Annotated in this window: 18 protein-coding genes; 15 read left to right on the plus strand and 3 right to left on the minus strand. The window is 59.4% G+C overall.

Going from position 1 to position 20,302, the window contains the following annotated elements; translation table 11 throughout:
* The 5 genes from ABRP86_RS11715 to ABRP86_RS09280 all read left to right on the plus strand — a co-directional run.
* On the plus strand, positions 1-312 hold a 312-nt coding region (locus ABRP86_RS11715), incomplete at its 5' end, for a ribosome-binding factor A (protein WP_502880313.1).
* On the plus strand, positions 313-1,281 hold the full coding sequence (locus ABRP86_RS09265; RefSeq protein WP_349863851.1) for a DHH family phosphoesterase: 969 nt from the start codon (positions 313-315) through the stop codon (positions 1,279-1,281).
* Entirely contained in the window at positions 1,271-2,581 is a 1,311-nt protein-coding gene (locus tag ABRP86_RS09270; RefSeq protein WP_349863854.1) for an MATE family efflux transporter, read from the plus strand. The genes ABRP86_RS09265 and ABRP86_RS09270 overlap by 11 nt, the downstream gene beginning before the upstream one ends.
* A gap of 102 nt (positions 2,582-2,683) precedes the next feature.
* Complete coding sequence (locus ABRP86_RS09275) at positions 2,684-3,490, plus strand: metallophosphoesterase family protein (protein ID WP_349863856.1); 807 nt, start codon at positions 2,684-2,686, stop codon at positions 3,488-3,490.
* Positions 3,490-4,164, plus strand: a complete 675-nt coding sequence (locus ABRP86_RS09280) for a 4'-phosphopantetheinyl transferase family protein (protein ID WP_349863858.1) — start codon at positions 3,490-3,492, stop codon at positions 4,162-4,164. The genes ABRP86_RS09275 and ABRP86_RS09280 overlap by 1 nt, the downstream gene beginning before the upstream one ends.
* A 46-nt stretch (positions 4,165-4,210) precedes the next feature.
* Here the strand turns inward: ABRP86_RS09280 and truB are convergent, their stop codons facing one another.
* Positions 4,211-5,104, minus strand: a complete 894-nt coding sequence (truB, locus tag ABRP86_RS09285; protein WP_349863860.1) for a tRNA pseudouridine(55) synthase TruB — start codon at positions 5,102-5,104, stop codon at positions 4,211-4,213.
* 23 nt (positions 5,105-5,127) lie between these two features.
* Here truB and ABRP86_RS09290 point away from each other — a divergent pair, with 23 nt between their 5' ends.
* The 4 genes from ABRP86_RS09290 to ABRP86_RS09305 all read left to right on the plus strand — a co-directional run bounded on the left by ABRP86_RS09290 (position 5,128) and on the right by ABRP86_RS09305 (position 9,971).
* Positions 5,128-6,150: a bifunctional riboflavin kinase/FAD synthetase gene (locus tag ABRP86_RS09290; protein WP_349852755.1), complete on the plus strand. Its 1,023-nt coding sequence runs from the start codon at positions 5,128-5,130 to the stop codon at positions 6,148-6,150.
* Positions 6,151-7,092, plus strand: a complete 942-nt coding sequence (locus ABRP86_RS09295; protein ID WP_349852756.1) for a nucleoside hydrolase — start codon at positions 6,151-6,153, stop codon at positions 7,090-7,092.
* Between the two features lie 149 nt (positions 7,093-7,241).
* Complete coding sequence (gene rpsO / locus ABRP86_RS09300) at positions 7,242-7,511, plus strand: 30S ribosomal protein S15 (protein WP_005278802.1); 270 nt, start codon at positions 7,242-7,244, stop codon at positions 7,509-7,511.
* A 213-nt stretch (positions 7,512-7,724) separates the two neighbouring features.
* Entirely contained in the window at positions 7,725-9,971 is a 2,247-nt protein-coding gene (locus ABRP86_RS09305) for a polyribonucleotide nucleotidyltransferase (RefSeq protein WP_349863862.1), read from the plus strand.
* A gap of 85 nt (positions 9,972-10,056) precedes the next feature.
* Here ABRP86_RS09305 and ABRP86_RS09310 read toward each other — a convergent pair whose 3' ends face one another.
* Complete coding sequence (locus ABRP86_RS09310) at positions 10,057-10,788, minus strand: AMIN-like domain-containing (lipo)protein (protein ID WP_349863865.1); 732 nt, start codon at positions 10,786-10,788, stop codon at positions 10,057-10,059.
* Between the two features lie 117 nt (positions 10,789-10,905).
* Entirely contained in the window at positions 10,906-11,295 is a 390-nt protein-coding gene (locus tag ABRP86_RS09315; protein WP_349863868.1) for a VOC family protein, read from the minus strand.
* A 125-nt stretch (positions 11,296-11,420) separates the two neighbouring features.
* Here ABRP86_RS09315 and dapB point away from each other — a divergent pair, with 125 nt between their 5' ends.
* The 6 genes from dapB to ABRP86_RS09345 all read left to right on the plus strand — a co-directional run bounded on the left by dapB (position 11,421) and on the right by ABRP86_RS09345 (position 20,217).
* Complete coding sequence (gene dapB, locus ABRP86_RS09320) at positions 11,421-12,167, plus strand: 4-hydroxy-tetrahydrodipicolinate reductase (protein WP_349863870.1); 747 nt, start codon at positions 11,421-11,423, stop codon at positions 12,165-12,167.
* Between the two features lie 4 nt (positions 12,168-12,171).
* Positions 12,172-12,918 (plus strand): FAD-dependent thymidylate synthase, encoded by a 747-nt coding sequence (gene thyX / locus ABRP86_RS09325; RefSeq protein ID WP_349863873.1) that lies wholly within the window; start codon positions 12,172-12,174, stop codon positions 12,916-12,918.
* A gap of 54 nt (positions 12,919-12,972) precedes the next feature.
* On the plus strand, positions 12,973-13,881 hold the full coding sequence (dapA, locus tag ABRP86_RS09330; RefSeq protein WP_349863876.1) for a 4-hydroxy-tetrahydrodipicolinate synthase: 909 nt from the start codon (positions 12,973-12,975) through the stop codon (positions 13,879-13,881).
* A 2-nt stretch (positions 13,882-13,883) separates the two neighbouring features.
* Positions 13,884-16,028: a ribonuclease J gene (locus ABRP86_RS09335; protein ID WP_349863878.1), complete on the plus strand. Its 2,145-nt coding sequence runs from the start codon at positions 13,884-13,886 to the stop codon at positions 16,026-16,028.
* A 65-nt stretch (positions 16,029-16,093) separates the two neighbouring features.
* On the plus strand, positions 16,094-16,732 hold the full coding sequence (locus ABRP86_RS09340) for a TIGR03085 family metal-binding protein (protein WP_005283505.1): 639 nt from the start codon (positions 16,094-16,096) through the stop codon (positions 16,730-16,732).
* A gap of 272 nt (positions 16,733-17,004) precedes the next feature.
* Complete coding sequence (locus ABRP86_RS09345; RefSeq protein ID WP_502880314.1) at positions 17,005-20,217, plus strand: FtsK/SpoIIIE family DNA translocase; 3,213 nt, start codon at positions 17,005-17,007, stop codon at positions 20,215-20,217.
* The last annotated feature ends 85 nt before the right edge of the window (positions 20,218-20,302 follow it).

A 20,302-nucleotide genomic window follows, 5' to 3' on the forward strand; every position in this document is an offset into this window, starting at 1 on the left:
CCCCCCCCCCCCCCCCCCCCCCCCCCCCCCCCCCCCCCCCCCCCCCCCCCCCCCCCCCCATCCCACCAATCTGAGGCAGCCCTCAACCCCGCCAAGGGCCACGAATGCACGATCGTCGGCGATCAGTTGTCCGTCCGCTTTACCCCAACCCTTACTTTTGAGCTCGATACCGTCCCGGAAGCATCCGCGCACATGGAAGAGCTCTTGGCGCGCGCTCGGGCCCGCGATGAAGAGCTAGCAAAATTGAAGGAAAACGCTAAGCCCGCGGGCGAGGCCAATCCGTATAAGACCTCTGATGAAGACGAGGCTTAAGTGACCCGCAAGGAATATCAGGACGCAGTCGATGTCATTTCTGGTGCGCAGAGCATCTGTATTATCACCCACTTGCGCCCGGACGCCGATGCCATTGGTTCAGCCACGGCGTTGCTCTTAGCCGTGCAGCAAAGTGGGAAAGAAGCCTGTGCGGTCATCGGCCAGGACAAGGATTTTGCGCCGAATCTTTACTCCATTCCCGGTGCAGACCAGGTGAAGGTCATGCGAGAGCTCCCGGAGGGTTATGACCTTTATGTCACCGTGGATTGTGGGTCTATCGATCGCACCGGATTATTTTCTGCAGATATCGCTCAGATGGCGACGGCAGGGCGCGTATTGTGCATCGACCACCACTCGTCCAATCCCGGATTTGGCTCAGTAAACTTGGTTGATTCAGAGTGCGAGTCCACCACGGTGGCCATATTGACCATCCTGGACATGCTGTCGGTGCAAATCGAAAGCAGCATCGCACACTGCCTGTACGCGGGTCTTTTGACCGATACGGGTAGCTTCCGGTGGGGCAGGCCTGCCATGCACGATGTGGCCACGCGCTTGATGCGCTATGGCCTGGATACCAAGCAGATTGCCACGGACCTGCTCGATGCAACGACTCCCGATGATTTGCAGATGGTCGGCCGCGTGCTCGCAGGACTGCGCATTGAATATGCTGGTGAAATGGGCGTGGGCATCCTCATTGCAGGCTTGGCCGATATCGAAGGTCATTCGGACTCTGCAGTGGAGTCTCTGGTGGATTTCGTGCGCGCCCTTGAAGGCACGGAATTGGGTGTGGTCTTTAAGGAACAGTCGCCCGGGATATGGGCGGTATCGCTGCGTTCGACCACGATCAATTGCGCGGCCCTGGCAGCCCAATTTGGCGGCGGCGGGCATATTCCCGCTGCCGGGTACATGACATCGGGAAGCGAAGAAAGCATCGTCGCGGAGCTGGTGAGTGCCATCGATGAACGCTAGGCAGACAACCCCCACGACAGTAAGCGCACGCGAGGTCTTTGGCCTCGCGTTTCCTGCGCTTGGAGTCCTGGCAGCGATGCCGCTCTACCTCTTGCTGGATACCGCAGTGGTGGGGCGTCTGGGCGCCCAGGAATTGGCTTCGCTCGCCGCGGCAACCACCATCCATACCGTGGTGACCACGCAGTTGACCTTTCTATCTTATGGTACGACGGCTCGCTCGTCCCGCCTTTTCGGCGCCGGAAAGCGCGCTGAAGCAGTAGCAGAAGGCGTGCAAGCAACCTACGTAGCCCTGGGCGTCGGCGGACTTTTGACGCTTATCATGTGGATCTTCGGCGGCGTTTTTGCCCAGTGGCTTACCGGGGATCCCACCACCGCGGCCGGAACAGCACTGTGGCTGCGGATCGCCGCACTGGCCATTCCCGTAACGCTGGTGGAAATGGCCGGAAATGGCTGGATGCGCGGCGTACAAAATACGAAAAAGCCGCTTTATTTCACCCTCGCTGGAATGATTCCCGGCGCCATTGCCGTGCCTGCATTCGTGTACTGGTGGGGCCTTGCCGGGTCTGCCATGGCCACCGTATTGGGAATGAGCATTATCGCGAGCCTCTTCGTGCGCGAGCTGTATAAGCAGCATGAAGGTTCGTGGGAATTTCGGTGGCACATCGTGCGCGAACAGCTGATCTTGGGCCGCGATCTTATCTTGCGTTCCGCCAGCTTTCAGGTGGCGTTTCTTACCGCAACGGCCGTGGTCTCCCGCGTGGGCACTGCGGCTTTGGGCGGCCACCAAATCATGATGCAGCTGTGGAACTTCATGTCGCTGATTTTGGATTCCTTGGCCATTGCCGCCCAGGCCCTAACTGGGGCCGCCTTGGGCGCCGGCTCGGCGCGCCACGCGCGCAGCGTGGGAAGCAAGGTAGTTAGTTATTCCACCATTTTTTCGGCATTTCTTGCATTGGTGTTCGCTGCAGGAGCCGAGTTCATTCCGCGCATCTTTACGTCCTCGCAGGAGGTCATTGATGCCATGAGCCAACCGTGGTGGATCCTGGTTGGCATGGTCATCGCCGGCGGCGTGGTCTTTGCTCTCGACGGCGTCCTATTGGGGGCAGGGGATGCAGCATTCCTGCGCAGCCTGACCATTGCCTCGGTTCTTCTGGGATTTCTGCCCGGGGTGCTCCTCGCGCATGCCATGGGTACGGGCCTCACCGGTGTGTGGTGCGGGTTGGCTGCATTCATTACTTTCCGCCTCATAGGCGTGGTCTACCGCTTTTATTCCATGAAATGGGCCGTAGTAGCAGACTAGTACCTGCGCTACAGTGACTGTAACGAGTTACAACAGCAGCACAGATTTAACTACAGCGAGAGATTCCGTAACGATAATGAGCAAGGCGGGGTGGGAGCGGTAATGCCAACATTATGGGCAGTAGCAGACTTGCACGGCGCAATCCGTGAAAATTTTGCGCGCATTGCAGAGCTAACTCCACCAGATCCCGCCGATTGGCTCATTGTGGCAGGCGATGTCGCTGAGCGCAGCGAGCTTATCCTGCGCATCTTGCGGGATTTGGCTGAGCGCTATGACACAGTCATTTGGGCACCGGGCAACCACGAATTATTTTCTCGTTCCCAAGACCAGTACAAGGGGCGAGAAAAATACGATTACCTGGTTGCTGCCTGCCGGGAGATCGGCGTTATCACCCCGGAGGATCCCTATCCGGTTTTTAATGGGATAACGATTGTTCCGCTTTTTACCCTGTATGATTACAGTTTCCGCCCACCGGGTGCCTCGGTGGAAGAAGCGGTGCAGCAGGCACGCTCTAAAAAGCTTGTCATGACCGATGAGGTAGCTATCGCTCCCTTCGTAGACGTGCGCGCGTGGTGTTGGGACCGCTTGGCGTATTCTATTAAGCGTTTATCCAGAGTGCAGGGCCCAACCATCTTGGTCAATCACTGGCCGCTGGTGCAAGAACCCACGATGGTACTGCGCTTTCCAGAAATCGCCCTGTGGAGCGGTTCGCGGCATACGCGCTCATGGCCGCGACGATACCAAGCAGAAGCGGTTATTTACGGCCACTTGCACATGCCCTCAAAGATGAATGTGGATGGGGTAGACCATATCGAAGTCTCTTTAGGATACCCGCGCGAATGGCGTAACCAGCCGCACCGCATCCCGTGGCCATACCCAGTTACCTCGACATTTGGGGAGGTGAATTAGTGCTTTATCCCGACCTATTCCCAGAAACTACTCGGTATTGCTATGTGCGTACGGATGCCCGCGAGTCCGACCTATTCAACTATGAGCAGCTTGACCCCAAAGAACAGTCCTTAGTCTCGCAAGCAGTCGATATCCGGAAATCCGAATTTGGCGATGCCCGGTGGTGTGCGCACCAGGCCCTGCGCGAGCTGGGCTTTACAGGCGCAAACCCAATCCTGCGCGGGGAGCGGGGAATGCCGCTGTGGCCCGAAGGATTTATTGGATCCATGACGCATACGGAGGGCCTGCGCGCAGCGGTGGCGGCCTCCACCACGGATTTTCGCTCTATTGGCCTTGATGCGGAGCCGGCCCAGCACTTGCCCGAACATGTGTTGACCATGATCGCCCGGGCCGGGGAAATGCCGCAGCTGCCGCGCCTAGAAAAGACAGGGGTGCACTGCCCAGACCGCCTGCTGTTTTGTGCCAAGGAGGCCACCTATAAGGCGTGGTTTCCCATGACGCATCGGTGGCTCGATTTCGATCAGGCAGAGATCGATATTCGCGAAGATGGAACCTTTATTTCCTATATTTTGGCCCGTCCGACGCCGGTGCCGTTTATCACTGGGAAGTGGATCCTAGAGGGCGGTTATGTCGTGGTCTCCACGCTGGTTCCGGCCCTAGATTTCTCCGCCTGAACGGACGCCTCTCAGATCTACACTATCTACCCGCTATGTCTCTGGTTTAGAGGGTAGACGGCCGCGCCACAAAGACCGTGGCCAGCCTTTTTCCCTTTTCCTTAATGAGCGCGATGGCCTGGCCATTGGGGGCCACCGCGGCATGAACCCCGGATAGCCCGCGCGGCTCGAGCCATTTGCCCATCGCTAAGGCAGCGGCCTCGTCCTCGGTGACGGGCAGGACGGGGAAACTGCGCTTGAGCGCCTCGTCGAGGCTCAAGGACAGGCGGGGGCTTTCTGCGAGATCGTCGAGGAGGTGGGCATCGGCAAGCGCAAAGGGCCCCACCGTCGTGCGGCGCAGGGCGGTTAAATGCCCGCCGACACCAAGCGCCTCGCCCATATCGCGCGCCAAGGAACGGATATAGGTGCCGGAGGAACACTCCACGGATACATCGAGGTCAATAAAATCGCCCTCGGTGCGCAGGTCATGAATGTCAAAGCTGTGCACGGTGACCGGGCGGGCGGGGATATCTACCTCTTTGCCCTCGCGCACCAATTCATGCGCCCTTTTGCCCTTAATCTTGATGGCGGAAACAGCGGCGGGCTTTTGCATAATCTCACCGGTCAATGTGGCAACTTCGGCCTCGATGGCGGAACGGTGCAGCGCGGCCGCAGGATTGCCCCAGCTAAATTCGCCCTCGGCATCATCGGTGGTGGTAGAAGCGCCGAGGCGAATGGTGGCTGAATAAGACTTGGTGGAGGCGACCATGTGCGCGAGGAATTTGGTGCCGCGTTCGATGCCGAGGACCAGCACCCCTGTCGCCATGGGATCCAAGGTGCCGGCATGGCCGACCTTTTTGGTGTGAAAATACCTGCGTAAGCGGCTAACAACATCGTGGGAGGTCATGCCGGCAGGCTTATCAACGATGACAAGTCCGGAATGTGCGAGCGCATCAGTCATAGGGTACAAGTCTATGCTCTACGATGGATTCCGTGGATATTTGTTACGGAATCGATGACATCCCCGCGGATGTGGGGCCGACCTCGGTAACCATTGGCGTCTTCGATGGCTTGCACCGCGGCCATCAGCAGCTCGTTTCTGCTTGCGTGGAGCATGCGCGGGCGAATAATCAGGTCCCCGTCATGGTGACCTTTGACCCGCACCCGGTCTCCGTTTTCTTGCCGGAGCGCGCTCCGTTATCCGTAGTGAGCTTCGAGCGTAGGCTAGAGCTCGCGGAAGAAATGGGCATCGAGATGGTGCTTGTCATTGACTTCACCAAAGAACTCGATGGCGTGGAGCCGCGCCCCTATGTGCGCGACCTCTTGGTGGGCAAACTCCATGCGCAGCACGTGGTGGTGGGGGAGAACTTCACCTTCGGCGCTGGGGCCAGCGGCACCGCAGAAGCCATGCGGCAGCTGGGGGAAGAGTTTGGGTTTAGCGTCGATATCATCCCGCTGCTGGATGAAGATGGCGTGCAGATTTGTTCCACCTATATTCGCCAGAGCCTGTCCCAGGGCGCAATAGAATCGGCGAATTGGGCGCTTGGCCGGCACTTTACGGTGACCGGTCCCGTGGTGCGCGGCGCGGGGCGCGGCGGTAAAGAGCTGGGCTTTCCCACGGCCAACCAGTACTTTCCAGATACTGTAGCCATTCCCGCAGATGGGGTGTATGCGGGATGGTTCATTGTGCATTCTGATTCGCCCCTCGATGGGGATATGCAGCCCGAAGTGGCCTACGCCGCGGCGATTTCTGTTGGCACGAATCCCACCTTTGGTGATGAAGAGCGATCCGTGGAGTCTTTTGTCTTGGACCGCGATGCCGATCTTTATGGCTATGAGGCAACCGTGAAATTCGTGGGCCACCTGCGCGATATGGTGAAATTCCATTCCGTCGATGAGCTTTTGGACGCCATGGCCCAAGACGTCGCTGCCGCCCGCAAGGTGCTGGCTGCCGATGCCCGCGCGCAGGGCTGCAATAGCGAAGACTATTTCTTAAAGGAGAAGTAAATGAAGGCCATCCTCGATCTTGATACCGGCATTGATGATGCTTTGGCCTTGGCGTATGCCCTGGCCCACCCCGATCTTGAGCTCATTGGGGTGACCTGCACGTACGGCAATGTCACCGTCCCACTGGCGGTGCGCAATACCCTGGCGCTGCTGGACTTGTTGGATAGGCCCGATATCCCGGTCTTTGCCGGGCCCAGCCCGGACGGTTTCCAGCCCAGCGAGATTTCGGCCTTCATCCACGGCCACAATGGCGTGGGTGAGGTGCTTCTTACCCCGTCCGATAAGCCTGAGGAAAATCAGCCGGCCACGGATTTTCTCCTGCAGGCGGTGCGCGATTACGGTGATGACCTCGTCATTATCCCCACGGGCCCGTCCACGACCATCGCCCAGGCTATGCTTGCCGATGCCACCTTTGCCACCAACGCCCACATCGTCATGATGGGAGGGGCGCTGACCGTTCCCGGCAACGTTTCCGCGTGGGCTGAGGCCAATATTTCCCAAGATCCGGATGCCACCGATTACCTCTTCCGTCACAGCAGCGATGTCACCATGGTGGGCCTTGATGTCACATTGCGCACCCTCTTGACGGAAAAGGAAACCGCGCGCTGGCGGGCAACCGGAACGGCCGCGGGCGAGGTTTTCGCCGATATGGTGGATTACTATATTCGCGCGTATGCCACTACGGCGTCTCACTTGGGCGGCTGCGGCCTGCACGATCCGCTGGCCGTGGCGGTAGCCGCCGATCCGTCGTTGGTGGAAGTCATCGAGACCAATATGAAAACCGATACCGAAGGCCCCACCCGCGGGCGCACCATCGCGGATGAAACTAGGCTGAGCCAGGAACCGACCGCGAAGGTCGCCGTGGGCGTGGATAACGAGCGGTTTGTGAGTGCATTTGTAGACCGCCTCGAAGAATTTTTCCGCACGGTGGGCGCCAAGTAGCGCAGCGTTTTGATTTGCCACGCTAATTGGCTGTAAGATGACCAGTTGGCTTAGCGACTGTGGTTCACGACAGTTGCGGCACGCGGAGCTCGCCACGGCGGCGCTGCGCGTTGAAGAATAGTGTGGACTGAAATAAAGGAGAAATACTCATGGCATTGACCACTGAGAAGAAGGCCGAAATCCTCAAGGAGTACGGCCTGCACGAGACCGACACCGGTTCCCCCGAGGCACAGGTTGCCCTGCTGACCTCCCGCATCAATACTTTGACGGAGCACCTGAAGTTTCACAAGCACGATCACCACTCCCGCCGTGGTCTGCTGCTGATGGTTGGTCGTCGTCGTGGCTTGCTGAAGTACTTGGCAGAAAACAACGTGGATCGTTACCGTGATCTGATTTCCCGTCTGGGCCTGCGCCGCTAATTGCGACGCGGCTGCGGCCGAATTTTTCCCCTTGCTCTGCGGCAAGGGGAATTAGTGGTTTTATGCCCTCTTAATCCTTGTAGGGAGCAGGGGCGATTGCGGTTGCCGTAGCTCAAAAGTGCGGAATCTCTGTTAGAATTTTCACCGTTGTCAAAAACAATGTGGAAAAGGCGGCACCGACGATCGCCTAAAGCACTCAAGGAGAATTACTAGATGAGCGTTCAGAACTCCGTAGAGTTCAATATCGATGAGGAATTCGGTATTACCGAAGTTATCGCCGTCCTCGACAATGGGGATTTTGGCACCCGCACCGTTCGTTTCGAAACCGGCCAGTTGGCCCGTCAGGCAGATGGTTCCGTAACCACGTACCTCGACGATGACACGATGCTGCTGGCCACCACGACCGCCTCGAACCAACCGCGCGAGAACTTTGACTTCTTCCCACTCACTGTGGATGTGGAAGAGCGCATGTACGCAGCCGGCAAGATCCCCGGCTCCTTCTTCCGCCGCGAGGGCCGACCCTCCACGGAGGCCATCTTGGCCTGCCGCCTCATCGACCGCCCGCTGCGCCCCACCTTTGTCAAGGGCCTGCGCAATGAAGTGCAGGTGGTCATCACCGTCCTATCGCAGGACCCAGAAGAGTACTACGACGTCGTAGCCATCAACGGCGCGTCTGCGGCAACCCAGCTTTCCGGCCTGCCGGTCTCCGGCGCCGTCGGCGGCGTGCGCATGGCGCTTATCGCTGATGACAAACACCCAGAAGGCCAGTGGGTGGCCTTCCCGAACCACGAGCAGCACGAGCGCGCGCTCTTTGAGATGGTCGTGGCCGGCCGCATCGTTACTAAGGGCCGCAAAGAAGACGTCGCCATCATGATGGTGGAGGCCGGCGCTGGCACCAACGTTGCAGAGCGCATTGCCGATGGCGCCCCGGCACCGCAAGAAGCCGCCGTCGCCGAGGGCCTTGAGGCGGCTAAGCCGTTCATTAAGACCCTGTGCGAGGCCCAGAACGGCCTGGCAGAGCGCACCGCCAAGGAGACCCAGGAGTTCCCGCTCTTCCCAGCGTATGAAGACGATGTCTTCGCCGCCGTGGAAAAAGCTGCTTCCAAGAAGTTGGAGAGCTTGCTGACGATCCCGGGCAAGCAGGAGCGCGACGAGGCGACGAACGAACACATGGAGCAGGTCGAACAAGACCTGCTGCCGCAGTTTGCTGACCTGGAAGAGGCAGTGGCCTCCAAGCAGATTCGCGCTGCATTTAACGAGGTCATGAAGAATATCGTGCGCCGCAAGATCTTGACCGATGGCTTCCGCATCGACGGCCGCGGTCTGACCGATATCCGCGACCTGTCCGTTGAAGTTGACTTGGTTCCACGCGCACATGGTTCTTCCTTGTTCGAGCGCGGTGAGACGCAGATCCTCGGTGCCACCACCCTGGATATGTTGAAGATGGAGCAGCAGATCGATTCTCTTACTCCCATTGAGTCCAAGCGCTACATGCACCACTACAACTTCCCGCCATTTTCTACCGGTGAGACCGGCCGCGTTGGCTCGCCCAAGCGCCGCGAAATCGGCCACGGTGCACTAGCCGAGCGTGCCCTGCTTCCGGTCATCCCGTCGCGCGAGGATTTCCCGTACGCCATCCGCCAGGTCTCTGAGGCACTTGGTTCCAACGGTTCCACCTCCATGGGCTCTGTGTGCGCATCCACCCTGTCCCTCTACAATGCGGGTGTTCCGCTCAAGGCGCCGGTAGCCGGCATCGCTATGGGCTTGGTTTCCGGTGAGGTCAAGGGCAAGGAAAAGTTCGTGGCGCTGACCGATATCCTCGGTGCCGAGGACGCCTTCGGCGACATGGACTTCAAGGTTGCGGGTACCTCCGAATTCATCACTGCGCTGCAGCTGGACACGAAGCTCGACGGCATTCCGTCTAAGGTCTTGGCCCAGGCGCTCGAGCAGGCCCGCGATGCACGCGCCACCATTCTGGAAACCATGGCTGAGGTCATTGATTCCCCAGATGAGATGTCCGGCCTGGCCCCGAAGATCACCTCGGTGAAGATTCCGGTCAATAAGATCGGCGAGCTCATCGGGCCTAAGGGCAAGACCATCAACCAGATCACTGAAGATACCGGTGCTGACGTCTCGATTGAAGACTATGGCACGGTCTACATCTCTGCGGTAACCGGCGAAGCCGCGGACGCTGCGATTGAAAAGGTTAACTCCATTGCCAATCCGCAGTTGCCCAAGGTGGGCGAGCGCTTCCTCGGCACGGTAGTCAAGACCGTTCCATTCGGTGCCTTCGTATCCTTGACCCCAGGCCGCGATGGATTGATCCACATCTCCAACCTTGGTGGCGACGAGCGCATCGAGAAGGTCGAAGATGTCGTCAACGTGGGCGACAAGGTACAGGTAGAAATCGCGGATATTGATAACCGCGGAAAGATTTCCCTGGTACCAGTTGAGGACTAATCCCTCACGCGCTAGCTAGAGTAATGGCCCTGCTTCCCGCACATGGTGGGAATCAGGGCCATTTCTATGCCTTCGCCGTGATCACCTAGTTTTGGAAATCAAGCACGAGGCGTTTCGGGTTCTGCAGGAAGGTCACGGAATAAGGCGTTTGCTTTTTTAGCCCGATGATCAACTGCGTCTGCGCCTCGAAGGTGGTGGTGTAGTTGATCTCTTGTACAACGCCGGCACCTAGTGTAGTGCCAGTATCCATGAACTTTTGCTCTAACTCCGGCGTCGATGGCCACGGGGTGCCCTCGATACCAAGGTTGAGGAAAGTGGCCCCATTTACCTCGACCGGCAGTCCCGATGCCTGGTGGGCGGGCTGATCCGTATAGGTGGTAAACCAACCGGCTTTGCCGTCACCTTCTAGGTCAACCACGACGCGGGTAAAAGAATCATGCGCGGCTACCCGGATTCCGGTGGGAACGAGGCTACCCAATCCAGGAGGCAGGTGGCGCTGATCCCCGAGGGAGGGCGTGCCCATGCCGCCGAAGGCAGGCTTTGGATTATTGCCTTGTGCCTTTTGTTGATTGTGGCTTAACGGGGCAGTGTCTTCTACCGTCTTGGTCGGGTCATCGGCAGTGGTCGTGGTAGAAGTCTCTGATTTCTTTGCAGATGACGTCGTCGACTCCGTTGTGGAGCTGGTGGATTCCTCCTGCGAGGCGAACGAGGCATCGGCAGCCTCGTCATCGCTGGGGCTAGCGCAAGCAGCCAATGAGAGCATGCAGCTTATACCGGCGCCAGCAGCGATAACGCGGGTGAGAGTAGATCGAGACATTGTGACCACTTCCTAGGTTGTCTACCTTGTTGTCTCTTTCGATTCTACCGGTACACAAGTGGCCCAACTGGGGAAGTGATGCAATTGTTGTACAAGGGAAACTAGTGAAGGGGTGGCCTAGCGCTTCAACTGGACGAGCTGGATGAGGTTGCCCACGGTATCGTCAAAGACCGCAATGATGGAAGGGCCAACGTCGGTGGGCTCCATGGTAAAGTCCACCCCCTTGTCTTTCAGCTCGGCGTATTCTTTCTCCACGTCCTGCGACAAGAATTGGGTGACTGGGATATTATCCGCCTTCAGCGCCTCGGTGTACGTCTTGGCGGCTGGGTGGCCCTTGGGTTCAAGCAGCAATTCAACGCTGTCATCGCCGTCGGCATTGGTGACCGTCAGCCACCGGAAATCGCCGTGTGTGACGTCATCTTTTACGCGGAAGCCAAGGACATCGACATAGAAATCGTGGGCACGAGCAACGTCATCTACTGGAACGGAAGCAATATAAATCTGCATACTGGCAAGTCTAGCAGTGGTATTTCTGGTGACTGGAGGGCTGCCCGCCGCGCATGAGCGAGCGCGATAGGATAGGTAAAGAAGTAGAATTTTAACGCAAAGTTGTTAAGAAAGTGAGGCCCACAATGGCAATCAAAGTAGGAGTCTTGGGAGCGCAAGGGCGCGTCGGCAAGGCGATTGTTGAAGGCGTTAATGCCGAAGATGACCTAGAGCTCGTAGCAGAAATTAGCCGCGGGGATGATCTGCAGCAATTAGTTGATAATCATGCAGAGGTCATCGTGGACTTCACCCAACCTGATTCGGTGATGGGAAACTTGGAATTTTGCATCCCGAACGGCATTCACTGCGTGGTGGGTACCACTGGCTTTGATAAAGAGCGTTTGGACCAGGTCGAGCAGTGGACTAGCCAAGAAGGTGCTGGCAACGTGCTGATCGCGCCGAATTTCGCTATCTCCGCCGTCATGACCATGGTGCTTGCTAAGCAGGCGGCGAAGTTCTTTGAGACTGCTGAGGTCGTGGAATTTCACCACCCCACCAAGCTGGATGCGCCTTCCGGCACCGCTATCCACACCGCAGAAGCCATTGCTCAGGCGCGTCGCGATGCCGAACTGGGAGAGATGCCGGATGCGACGGAAAAGTCTCTCGATGGCGCACGCGGCGCAAATGTAGATGGAATCCCGGTGCATGCCGTGCGTACTCGCGGCATGGTGGCCCACGAAGAGGTCATTTTCGGTGCGCAGGGACAATCCCTGACCATCCGCCAGGATTCTTACGATCGCTCCTCCTTTACTCCCGGCGTATTGGTCGGCGTGCGGGAGATTGCGCAGCACCCGGGATTGGTCGTCGGGCTAGACAAGTACCTGGGGCTGTAACGGTATGGCCACTGCGAGTGAGCTAAAGATCCATCTCATTGCCGCTACCGAGTTTAATGCGCCCCAGGGAACGCAGTGGAGTGCTGATGACACGGCGACGGACGGCGAAGCCCTCGTCGAATTCGCGGGCCGAGCCTGTTACGAGTCCTTTGACAAGCCCAACCCGCGCACAGCTACGAATTCCGCCTACCTGCACCACATCATGGAGGTAGGCCATACGGCGCTACTGGAACACGCCACGGCGACGATGTACATTACTGGGCTCTCGCGCTCTGCCAGCCATGAACTAGTCCGTCACCGGCATTTTTCCTTCTCGCAGCTATCCCAGCGCTTTGTGCATCCAAATGAGACGCAAGTAGCGCTGCCCAAGCTGGTGGAAGAAGATGAACAGTTGCGCCGGTTGGTCATGCAGGCGGTCGATGAAACCCGTTTCGTCTACGATGAGCTGTTAGAAGCCTTGGAAGAAAAGCTCGATGAGCCGAATGCGCTGCTGCGAAAGAAGCAGGCGCGGCAGGCGGCGCGCGCGGTATTGCCCAATGCAACGGAAACTAGGCTCGTCGTCACCGGGAATTACCGCGCTTGGCGCCACTTTATTGGGGCCCGAGCGGCCGAGCACGCCGATACGGAATTGCGCAACGTAGCGGTGGAGTGTTTGAAGCATTTGCAGGAGCAAGCACCAGCGCTTTTCGATGACTTCCATATCACCACGTTGGCCGATGGAACGCAGATGGCCGCAAGCCCTTACGCTTAACACGCGGCACCCCGATGCGGCCAAAAGGTGCCCTAGCGGGTAACCTTGACGGCTATGAGCACAGGTATGACAGCAAAGACTGGCGTTGACACCTTCGGTCGCATTGGCGTCGCCATGGTCACTCCGTTTGATCGTGACGGTGCGCTGGATGTAGAAGCGGGTCGCCGCCTGGCAGCTCATCTCGTAGACAACGGCGTGGATTCACTCATCTTAGGTGGAACGACGGGCGAGTCTCCGACCACGTCCTTGGACGAAAAGTTGGAGCTGCTCAAGGCCGTAAAAGAGGAAGTGGGAGACCGCGTCCGGATCTGTGCGGGCGCCGGAACGAATAATACCGCCACCTCCATCGAGGTGGCCCAAGCTTCCGCCGCCGCCGGAGCCGATAGTTTGCTCGTGGTGACTCCGTATTATTCCAAGCCCTCCCAACAGGGCGTCTACGAGCATTTTGCCGCAGTTGCTGATTCAACGGATCTGCCGATTTGCGTCTATGACATCCCTGGCCGCTCGGGCATCCCAGTGGCGTCGGATACGCTCCGCCGCCTTGCGGAATTGCCGACTATCCAAGCCGTGAAAGACGCCAAGGGCGATCTTTCCGCGGCCGCAGAACTCATCCAAGAAACCGACTTGGCGTGGTATTCCGGTGATGATCCGATAAATCTGCCGTGGCTATCCCTCGGCGCTTCGGGTTTCATCTCCGTCATCGGCCACGCTGAACCGCGAGCCTTGGTAGAACTCTATGAAGCTTTCGATGCGGGCGATTTGGCCCGCGCGCAAGAAATAAATTATTCAACGCTTCTTCCACTGACCCGCGCTCAGGCGCGGTTGGGCGGAGCGACATTTGCAAAGGAAGCTCTGCGCCTGCAGGGCTTTGAAGTTGGCGATCCCCGCCTTCCTGTTACCGCCGCAAGCGAGGAGGAACGCGAGGTACTTCGCCGTGATTTGGAACAATCTGGAGTCCTTTAAGAATGACTGAACCCCGTAACCGTTCCCGCAAGGTCACCCGCAAGGCGGGTCCACCTTCGGAAACTGAGACCGCCTCCAATGAGGCGGCTTCGCCCGTATTTCAGGCCCCTGCCAATAACGCCGGCACTGCCGGAAATGAGGAGCAGGGCAACTCTGGCAAGAATAACTCTGCCGATAACAAGAACGACGGCGATAACAACGGCCGCCGCTCGCGTTCCCGTGGCGGCCGCGGCCGTGGTCGTGGCGGAAACGGCAATAATGGCAATGGCCACGGTGGCAATAACCACGGCGGCAATAACAAGAACAACAACGGTGGCAACGGAAAGAACGGCAATGGCAAGGGCCGTGGCCGCAATAACAATAACCGCGGCCGCCGCAATGTGCCGAAGTCGATGCAGGGTGCTGATTTGACCAAGCGCCTGCCGGAACCGCCAAAGCAGGCGAAGGATACCCTGCGCATTTACGCCTTGGGCGGTATCTCCGAAATCGGCCGCAACATGACCGTCTTTGAGTACGGCGATGAGCTACTCATCATTGACTGCGGCGTGCTCTTCCCATCGTCTGGTGAGCCCGGCGTGGACCTCATCCTGCCGGACTTCGGGCCGATTGAAAAGAAGATCGACAAGGTAAAGGCCCTCGTGGTCACCCACGCCCACGAAGACCACATCGGTGCCATTCCGTGGCTGCTGAAGCTGCGCCCGGATATCCCCATCGTGGCTTCCCGTTTCACTATCGCGCTTATTGCGGCGAAGTGTAAGGAACACCGCCAGAAGCCGAAGTTCGTTGAGGTCAACGAGAAGTCCGATGTGACCTACGGTTGCTTCCGCGTTCGCTTCTGGGCGGTCAACCACTCCGTGCCGGATGCGCTCGGCATCATGCTGGGCACCCCGGCCGGCAATATCATCCACACCGGTGATATCAAGCTGGACCAAACCCCGTTGGATAACCGTCCGACCGACCTTCCGGCGCTGTCTCGTTACGGCGACGAGGGCGTTGACCTCATGCTGTGCGATTCCACCAACGCCACCGTGCCGGGCGTATCCGCCTCCGAGGGCGATATCCCAGCCAACTTCAAGCGCTTGGTGGCTAATGCGAAGCAGCGCGTCATCTTGGCCTCCTTCGCCTCGAACGTCTACCGCGTGCAGGCTGCCATCGATGCTGCCGTGGCCAATGGCCGCAAGGTGGCCTTCAATGGCCGTTCGATGATGCGCAATATGGAGATCGCGGAAAAGATGGGCTTTTTGAAGGTCCCGCGCGGCACCATCATCCCCATCGATGAGGCCGCGAAGATGGCCCCGCACAAGACCATGCTCATTACCACCGGTACGCAGGGTGAGCCGATGGCTGCGCTGTCCCGCATGGCCCGCCGCGAGCACCGCCAGATTACGGTGCGCGATGGCGATACCATCATCTTCTCTTCCTCGCTCATCCCGGGCAACGAAGAGGCCGTCTTCGGCGTTATCAATATGCTGTCCCAGATTGGTGCCAACGTCATCACCAATCAGGACGTCAAGGTCCACGCATCTGGCCACGGCTACTCCGGCGAGCTGCTCTTCCTGTACAACGCGGCGCGCCCGCGCAATGCCATGCCGGTCCACGGCGAGTGGCGCCACCTGCGCGCCAATAAGGAATTGGCGATTTCCACCGGCGTGGCCCGCGACCGGACGGTCTTGGCGCAAAACGGCGTTGTGGTGGATCTGCGTAAGGGCCGCGCGGAGGTCGTCGGCCAGCTGCAGGTTGGCCACCTCTACGTCGATGGCGTGTCCATGGGCGATGTCGATGCCGATACCTTGGCAGACCGCACCAACTTGGGCGCCGGCGGCGTGGTATCCATTACCTGCGTGATTGATAACCGCACCTCCCGCCTGCTCGAGCACCCAACCGTGGCAACCACCGGTTTCTCCGATGATGACCGCGGTGTTGTGCCCGAGGTGGCGGAGATGGTGGAAAACACCATGAACGATCTCGCCGCAGAGGGCGAGAATGACACCTACCGGATGGTGCAAAAGCTGCGCCGCAAGGTCTCCAAGCTCATGGATTCCAAGTACAAGCGCGAGCCGGTCATTTTGCCCACCATCGTGCCGACGAATTCAGGCACGCTGCTTGCTGATGACGCCGATGTCGACGCCAGCCGCGAGTCCCTGTAAGTTCTCCTACAAAAGGATTTAATTCCGGCATAGTTTCTGTGCCCCAGCATTTCGATGACCTCGGTATGCTGGGGCACATGTCGTTTTCATCTTCCGAACGCGCCAAGATGGTCGCGCTTCTGCATCAGCTAGGTCCAGACGCCCCCACGCTGTGTGAGGGCTGGACCACGCGCGACTTAGTTGCCCACCTGTGGGTGCGCGAAAACCGTCCCGATGCCGCAGCGGGCATGTTCCTTTCGGTCCTGCAGCCCCACCTAGAAAAGGAATCCGCTAAGGTCGCCCGCCGCGATTTCGATGAGCTTGTCGATGCCTGGGGGAGGGGGCCGGCAAAGTTTAACCCCGCACGTTTTCTCGATGCCCAGCAAAATTTGGGCGAACATTTCATCCACCACGAGGATATCCGCCGCGCCAATGGCCAGACCGAACCCCGCGATTTTTCTGTGGCCGTGCAGAAGAAGCTGCACCGTTTTTTGAAGATCTGGGCCAAATTGAGCCTGCGTAAATCCACCCAGCCGGTGATCCTGCAGCCGGACGGGATGCAGCGCATCGTCGTGGCAGACAAGCACGGGGTAGCCGATCGCGGCGATCGCGTGGTCCGCGTAAGCGGGGAGGTTGGCGAACTCCTCCTGTGGGCATACGGGCGCGATGTCGTACAAGTCACCATCAATGGCGACGAGTCAGCCATCAAGATGTCAACCCTGTAGGCTAGAAAAAGCCGCTTTTGTGGCCCGTGCTGCACCTTTTTAGCCCGAACTCGGGACATTTCTCGGTTAACTAGCTCTGCCACGCGTGTGGCGTATGTGATTTGTGGGGTTTTCCGGTTAAGGTAAATGACATGTCTGTCAAAAATGCCTCCTCGCGCGGATCGCGCCGCAACCAGACGCGAGCATCGAAAAGCGCGCCTGCCCGGAAAGCGAACCGGTCGCGGCCGTCTGGCCGCAGCCAGTCCAGCGCCGGTGTGCCAGAGACGCTGGAGATGACCTCGTCTGGGCGCGCGGCAGGAACGACACAAGAGCGTACGGGGAGCGCATTTCGGGCCGTCGGCAAGGGGCTTGGCTCCGCTTTTGGTGCCACCGCGCGCGGAATGGGCAATGTTGCCCGCGGCCTAGGCAATGGCCTTGCGGGCCTGAAGCCGAGCCAGGATGTAACTGCTGACGGCACGGAGGATTTCGAGAGAACAAGGGAGCCACAGGAAATTTCTGATAGCGCCGGGAAAAAGAAGAAAAGTAAGGTAACTCGCGCGCGCGATATCGCAGCCGAAGAGGAGGCACAGGCTTCCGATGAGGCGGCGGCTTCCCCGCAGGGCGGGTTGCGCGTCAAGAATCCGGATGCGGTTGCCTTAGTGCTCATTGGCGTAGCCATCGTCCTCGCCGCCACCGTATGGTTCGGCGTCGCCGGCCAGGTGGGCGCCTGGGTGGGAAACCTGGTGCGCTACGTCATTGGCGCCGGCGCGTGGGTGCTTCCCATTGCGCTCGTCGCCCTGGCCATCTCGCTCATGATGGAAATGGACGGTCCATCCGGTCGCATCAATCCGCGCATTGCGGGTGGCACGTCGATCATCGTGCTGGCGATGCTGAGCCTCATCCACATCTTTGCCGGTAATCCGCCGCTCGGCTTTACCACCGATACCGCGGGCGGGGCCGGCGGTGTTGTTGGCTTTGCCATTGGCGGGATCCTCGATGCTGCGTTTACCTCCTATGTTGCGGTGCCGCTGCTCTTCCTCGTCATCATTTACGGCGCGCTACTGGTTACGGGAATCACCATCCGCGAGGCCTACGAGCTCGTGGCGGATTCGCTGCGCTCGGCCTTTTCCCGCTTTGGTGGCAGCGAGGCGGACTACGACGATGCTGACGAAGACGATCTCTACGGCCACGTGTCTGGCGATATCGACGATATTGCACATGGCCGCGAGCGCTCCGAGCGTCCTGCGCCGAAGCGTCGCGGCACGTCCGCCCTGCGCAAGACCGGCAGCTCCTATCCGGTGCAGTCGCTTGACGATGCCCCCGCAGACGACCACACCGTCGCCTTCAACACCCCAGTCCGTGCGGGTTATGAGCCCGTAGACCGCAGCGACGAAGAACTGTGCTATGGTGCAGATTCCCGCATGGGGGATACCGATGCCTTCCCAGCGGTAGACGATGCTGACTACGCAGACGACACGGAATCCGCCCAACCTGCGCTGCCAGAAAGCGAGCCCACCCGCGTCTTGGGTTCTGCCACTGGCGGGTCTTCTGGCGGCCGCAAGAAGGGCGATGCAGCTTCACGCGTTGGTCGCGCCGCGGGTGCCGCTGGTGCTGCTGCATCCGGGGCGGCCGGCGCTGCTGGTGCTGCTGGTGCCGCGGGCAAGGCCAAGGGTGCCGCTGCCGCTGGTGCCGCTGGAGCCGCCGCAGGTGCTGCCAAGGCCGGCTCCGATGCCGTGTCTTCGGCGCACGAGGAAGCCCGGCGCCTGTTCCGCGAGCGCTCTGGTCGAGATGCCGCCACCGGCGCACAGGTGGAATCCACCGCGGCGGAGCAGCCTGCCGCGCAACCCCAAGCGCCCGCGCCTGCTCAATTTGGCAACGACAACTATGCGGTGCCCTCTACCGATCTGCTGACCCCAGGCACGCCTGCGAAGGAACGCACCGAGATCAATGACCGCATCATCGAGGCCATTACCGATGTCTTCGAAGAGTTCAACGTCAATGCTCAGGTAACTGGCTTTAGCCGTGGCCCCACGGTGACCCGCTATGAGATTGAGCTTGGACCAGGCGTTAAGGTTTCGAAGATTACGAACCTGCAATCCAACCTGGCCTATGCCGTGGCTACCGATAACCTGCGCTTGCTCACCCCGATTCCGGGCAAGTCCGCAGTGGGTATTGAGGTTCCTAACCCAGACCGCGAAATGGTCCACCTGCGCGAGGTCCTGGACGCGCCCAACATGACGTCTTCCCCGGACCCAATGTTGATTGGCCTGGGCAAGGATATTGAGGGCGAATACACGTCCTTTTCCGTGCAGAAGATGCCGCACCTGCTGGTTGCCGGCGCTACCGGTTCCGGTAAGTCCGCGTTCGTGAACTCCATGCTGGTCTCGCTGCTTACCCGCGCCACCCCGGAGCAGGTACGCCTGATCCTCGTCGACCCAAAGATGGTCGAGCTCACGCCGTATGAGGGCATCCCGCACCTGATTACGCCCATTATTACCCAGCCGAAGAAGGCCGCCGCGGCCCTCCAGTGGCTGGTGGAAGAGATGGAGCAGCGGTACATGGATATGAAGGCCGCGCGCGTGCGCAAGATCGAGGACTATAACCGCAAGGTAGTCTCCGGCGAATATCAGGCCCCGGCAGGTTCCGAGCGCGAGGTTCGGCCGTACCCTTATATCGTCTGCGTGGTAGACGAGCTGGCGGACTTGATGATGACCGCCCCGAAGGAAATCGAGGACTCCATCGTCCGCATCACCCAGAAGGCCCGCGCCGCCGGCATTCACTTGGTGCTTGCTACTCAGCGCCCGTCCGTCGATGTGGTCACCGGCCTTATCAAGACCAACGTGCCTTCCCGCTTGGCCTTTGCCACCTCGTCCTTGACCGACTCCCGTGTCATCTTGGACCAAGGCGGTGCGGAAAAGCTCATCGGCATGGGCGATGGTCTATTTATCCCGCAGGGCAAGCGCCCAGTGCGCATGCAGGGTGCATTCGTTTCCGATGACGAGGTCATGGATGTCGTCGAGGCCGCTAAATCCCAGGCCGCCCCGAACTACACCGAGGGCGTGACCGAGGAAAAGCAGTCTGAGGCGAAGAAGGAGATCGACGATGACATCGGCAAGGACATGGATGACCTCCTCGAGGCCGTCGAGCTTGTGGTGACGGCCCAGCTGGGTTCCACCTCAATGCTGCAGCGCAAGCTACGCATCGGCTTTGCCAAGGCCGGCCGCCTGATGGACCTGATGGAATCGCGCGGCGTTGTCGGGCCATCGGAAGGCTCCAAGGCGCGCGAGGTGCTGGTGAAGCCAGAAGAGCTCGACACCATCCTGTGGATGATTAAGGGTGCCGACCCTGCCGATGCCCCCAAGGAAATCCAGGACGAGATGAACCAGGAAGAAGACGATGATGCCGGTGATTCCGCAGATTCCGCTCTTTCCGATGCCCCCGACTCGCCCGATTCCGATACGCGGACGGTGCAAGCGACCTATAACCCATCGTCCGGGGCGTTCTAAGTAGTGTAAGATGGTCACGGTCTTGGAGGGGAGTACCCCACATTCGGCATAGATCGTCAACACGGTAGCTGTACGCTCCCGGTCG

This window comes from Corynebacterium sp. KPL3927 (assembly GCF_040225835.1).
Lineage (GTDB): Bacteria > Actinomycetota > Actinomycetes > Mycobacteriales > Mycobacteriaceae > Corynebacterium.

Bases quoted from the DNA above. Each gene is read 5' to 3' on its own strand.
- ABRP86_RS09270 (WP_349863854.1), top strand. From the start codon at position 1,271: ATGAACGCTAGGCAGACAACCCCCACGACAGTAAGCGCACGCGAGGTC.
- ABRP86_RS09275 (WP_349863856.1), top strand. From the start codon at position 2,684: ATGCCAACATTATGGGCAGTAGCAGACTTGCACGGCGCAATCCGTGAA.
- truB (WP_349863860.1), bottom strand. From the start codon at position 5,104: ATGACTGATGCGCTCGCACATTCCGGACTTGTCATCGTTGATAAGCCT.
- ABRP86_RS09290 (WP_349852755.1), top strand. From the start codon at position 5,128: ATGGATTCCGTGGATATTTGTTACGGAATCGATGACATCCCCGCGGAT.
- ABRP86_RS09295 (WP_349852756.1), top strand. From the start codon at position 6,151: ATGAAGGCCATCCTCGATCTTGATACCGGCATTGATGATGCTTTGGCC.
- rpsO (WP_005278802.1), top strand. From the start codon at position 7,242: ATGGCATTGACCACTGAGAAGAAGGCCGAAATCCTCAAGGAGTACGGC.
- ABRP86_RS09305 (WP_349863862.1), top strand. From the start codon at position 7,725: ATGAGCGTTCAGAACTCCGTAGAGTTCAATATCGATGAGGAATTCGGT.
- ABRP86_RS09310 (WP_349863865.1), bottom strand. From the start codon at position 10,788: ATGTCTCGATCTACTCTCACCCGCGTTATCGCTGCTGGCGCCGGTATA.
- ABRP86_RS09315 (WP_349863868.1), bottom strand. From the start codon at position 11,295: ATGCAGATTTATATTGCTTCCGTTCCAGTAGATGACGTTGCTCGTGCC.
- dapB (WP_349863870.1), top strand. From the start codon at position 11,421: ATGGCAATCAAAGTAGGAGTCTTGGGAGCGCAAGGGCGCGTCGGCAAG.
- thyX (WP_349863873.1), top strand. From the start codon at position 12,172: ATGGCCACTGCGAGTGAGCTAAAGATCCATCTCATTGCCGCTACCGAG.
- dapA (WP_349863876.1), top strand. From the start codon at position 12,973: ATGAGCACAGGTATGACAGCAAAGACTGGCGTTGACACCTTCGGTCGC.
- ABRP86_RS09335 (WP_349863878.1), top strand. From the start codon at position 13,884: ATGACTGAACCCCGTAACCGTTCCCGCAAGGTCACCCGCAAGGCGGGT.
- ABRP86_RS09340 (WP_005283505.1), top strand. From the start codon at position 16,094: ATGCTGGGGCACATGTCGTTTTCATCTTCCGAACGCGCCAAGATGGTC.
- ABRP86_RS09345 (WP_502880314.1), top strand. From the start codon at position 17,005: ATGACCTCGTCTGGGCGCGCGGCAGGAACGACACAAGAGCGTACGGGG.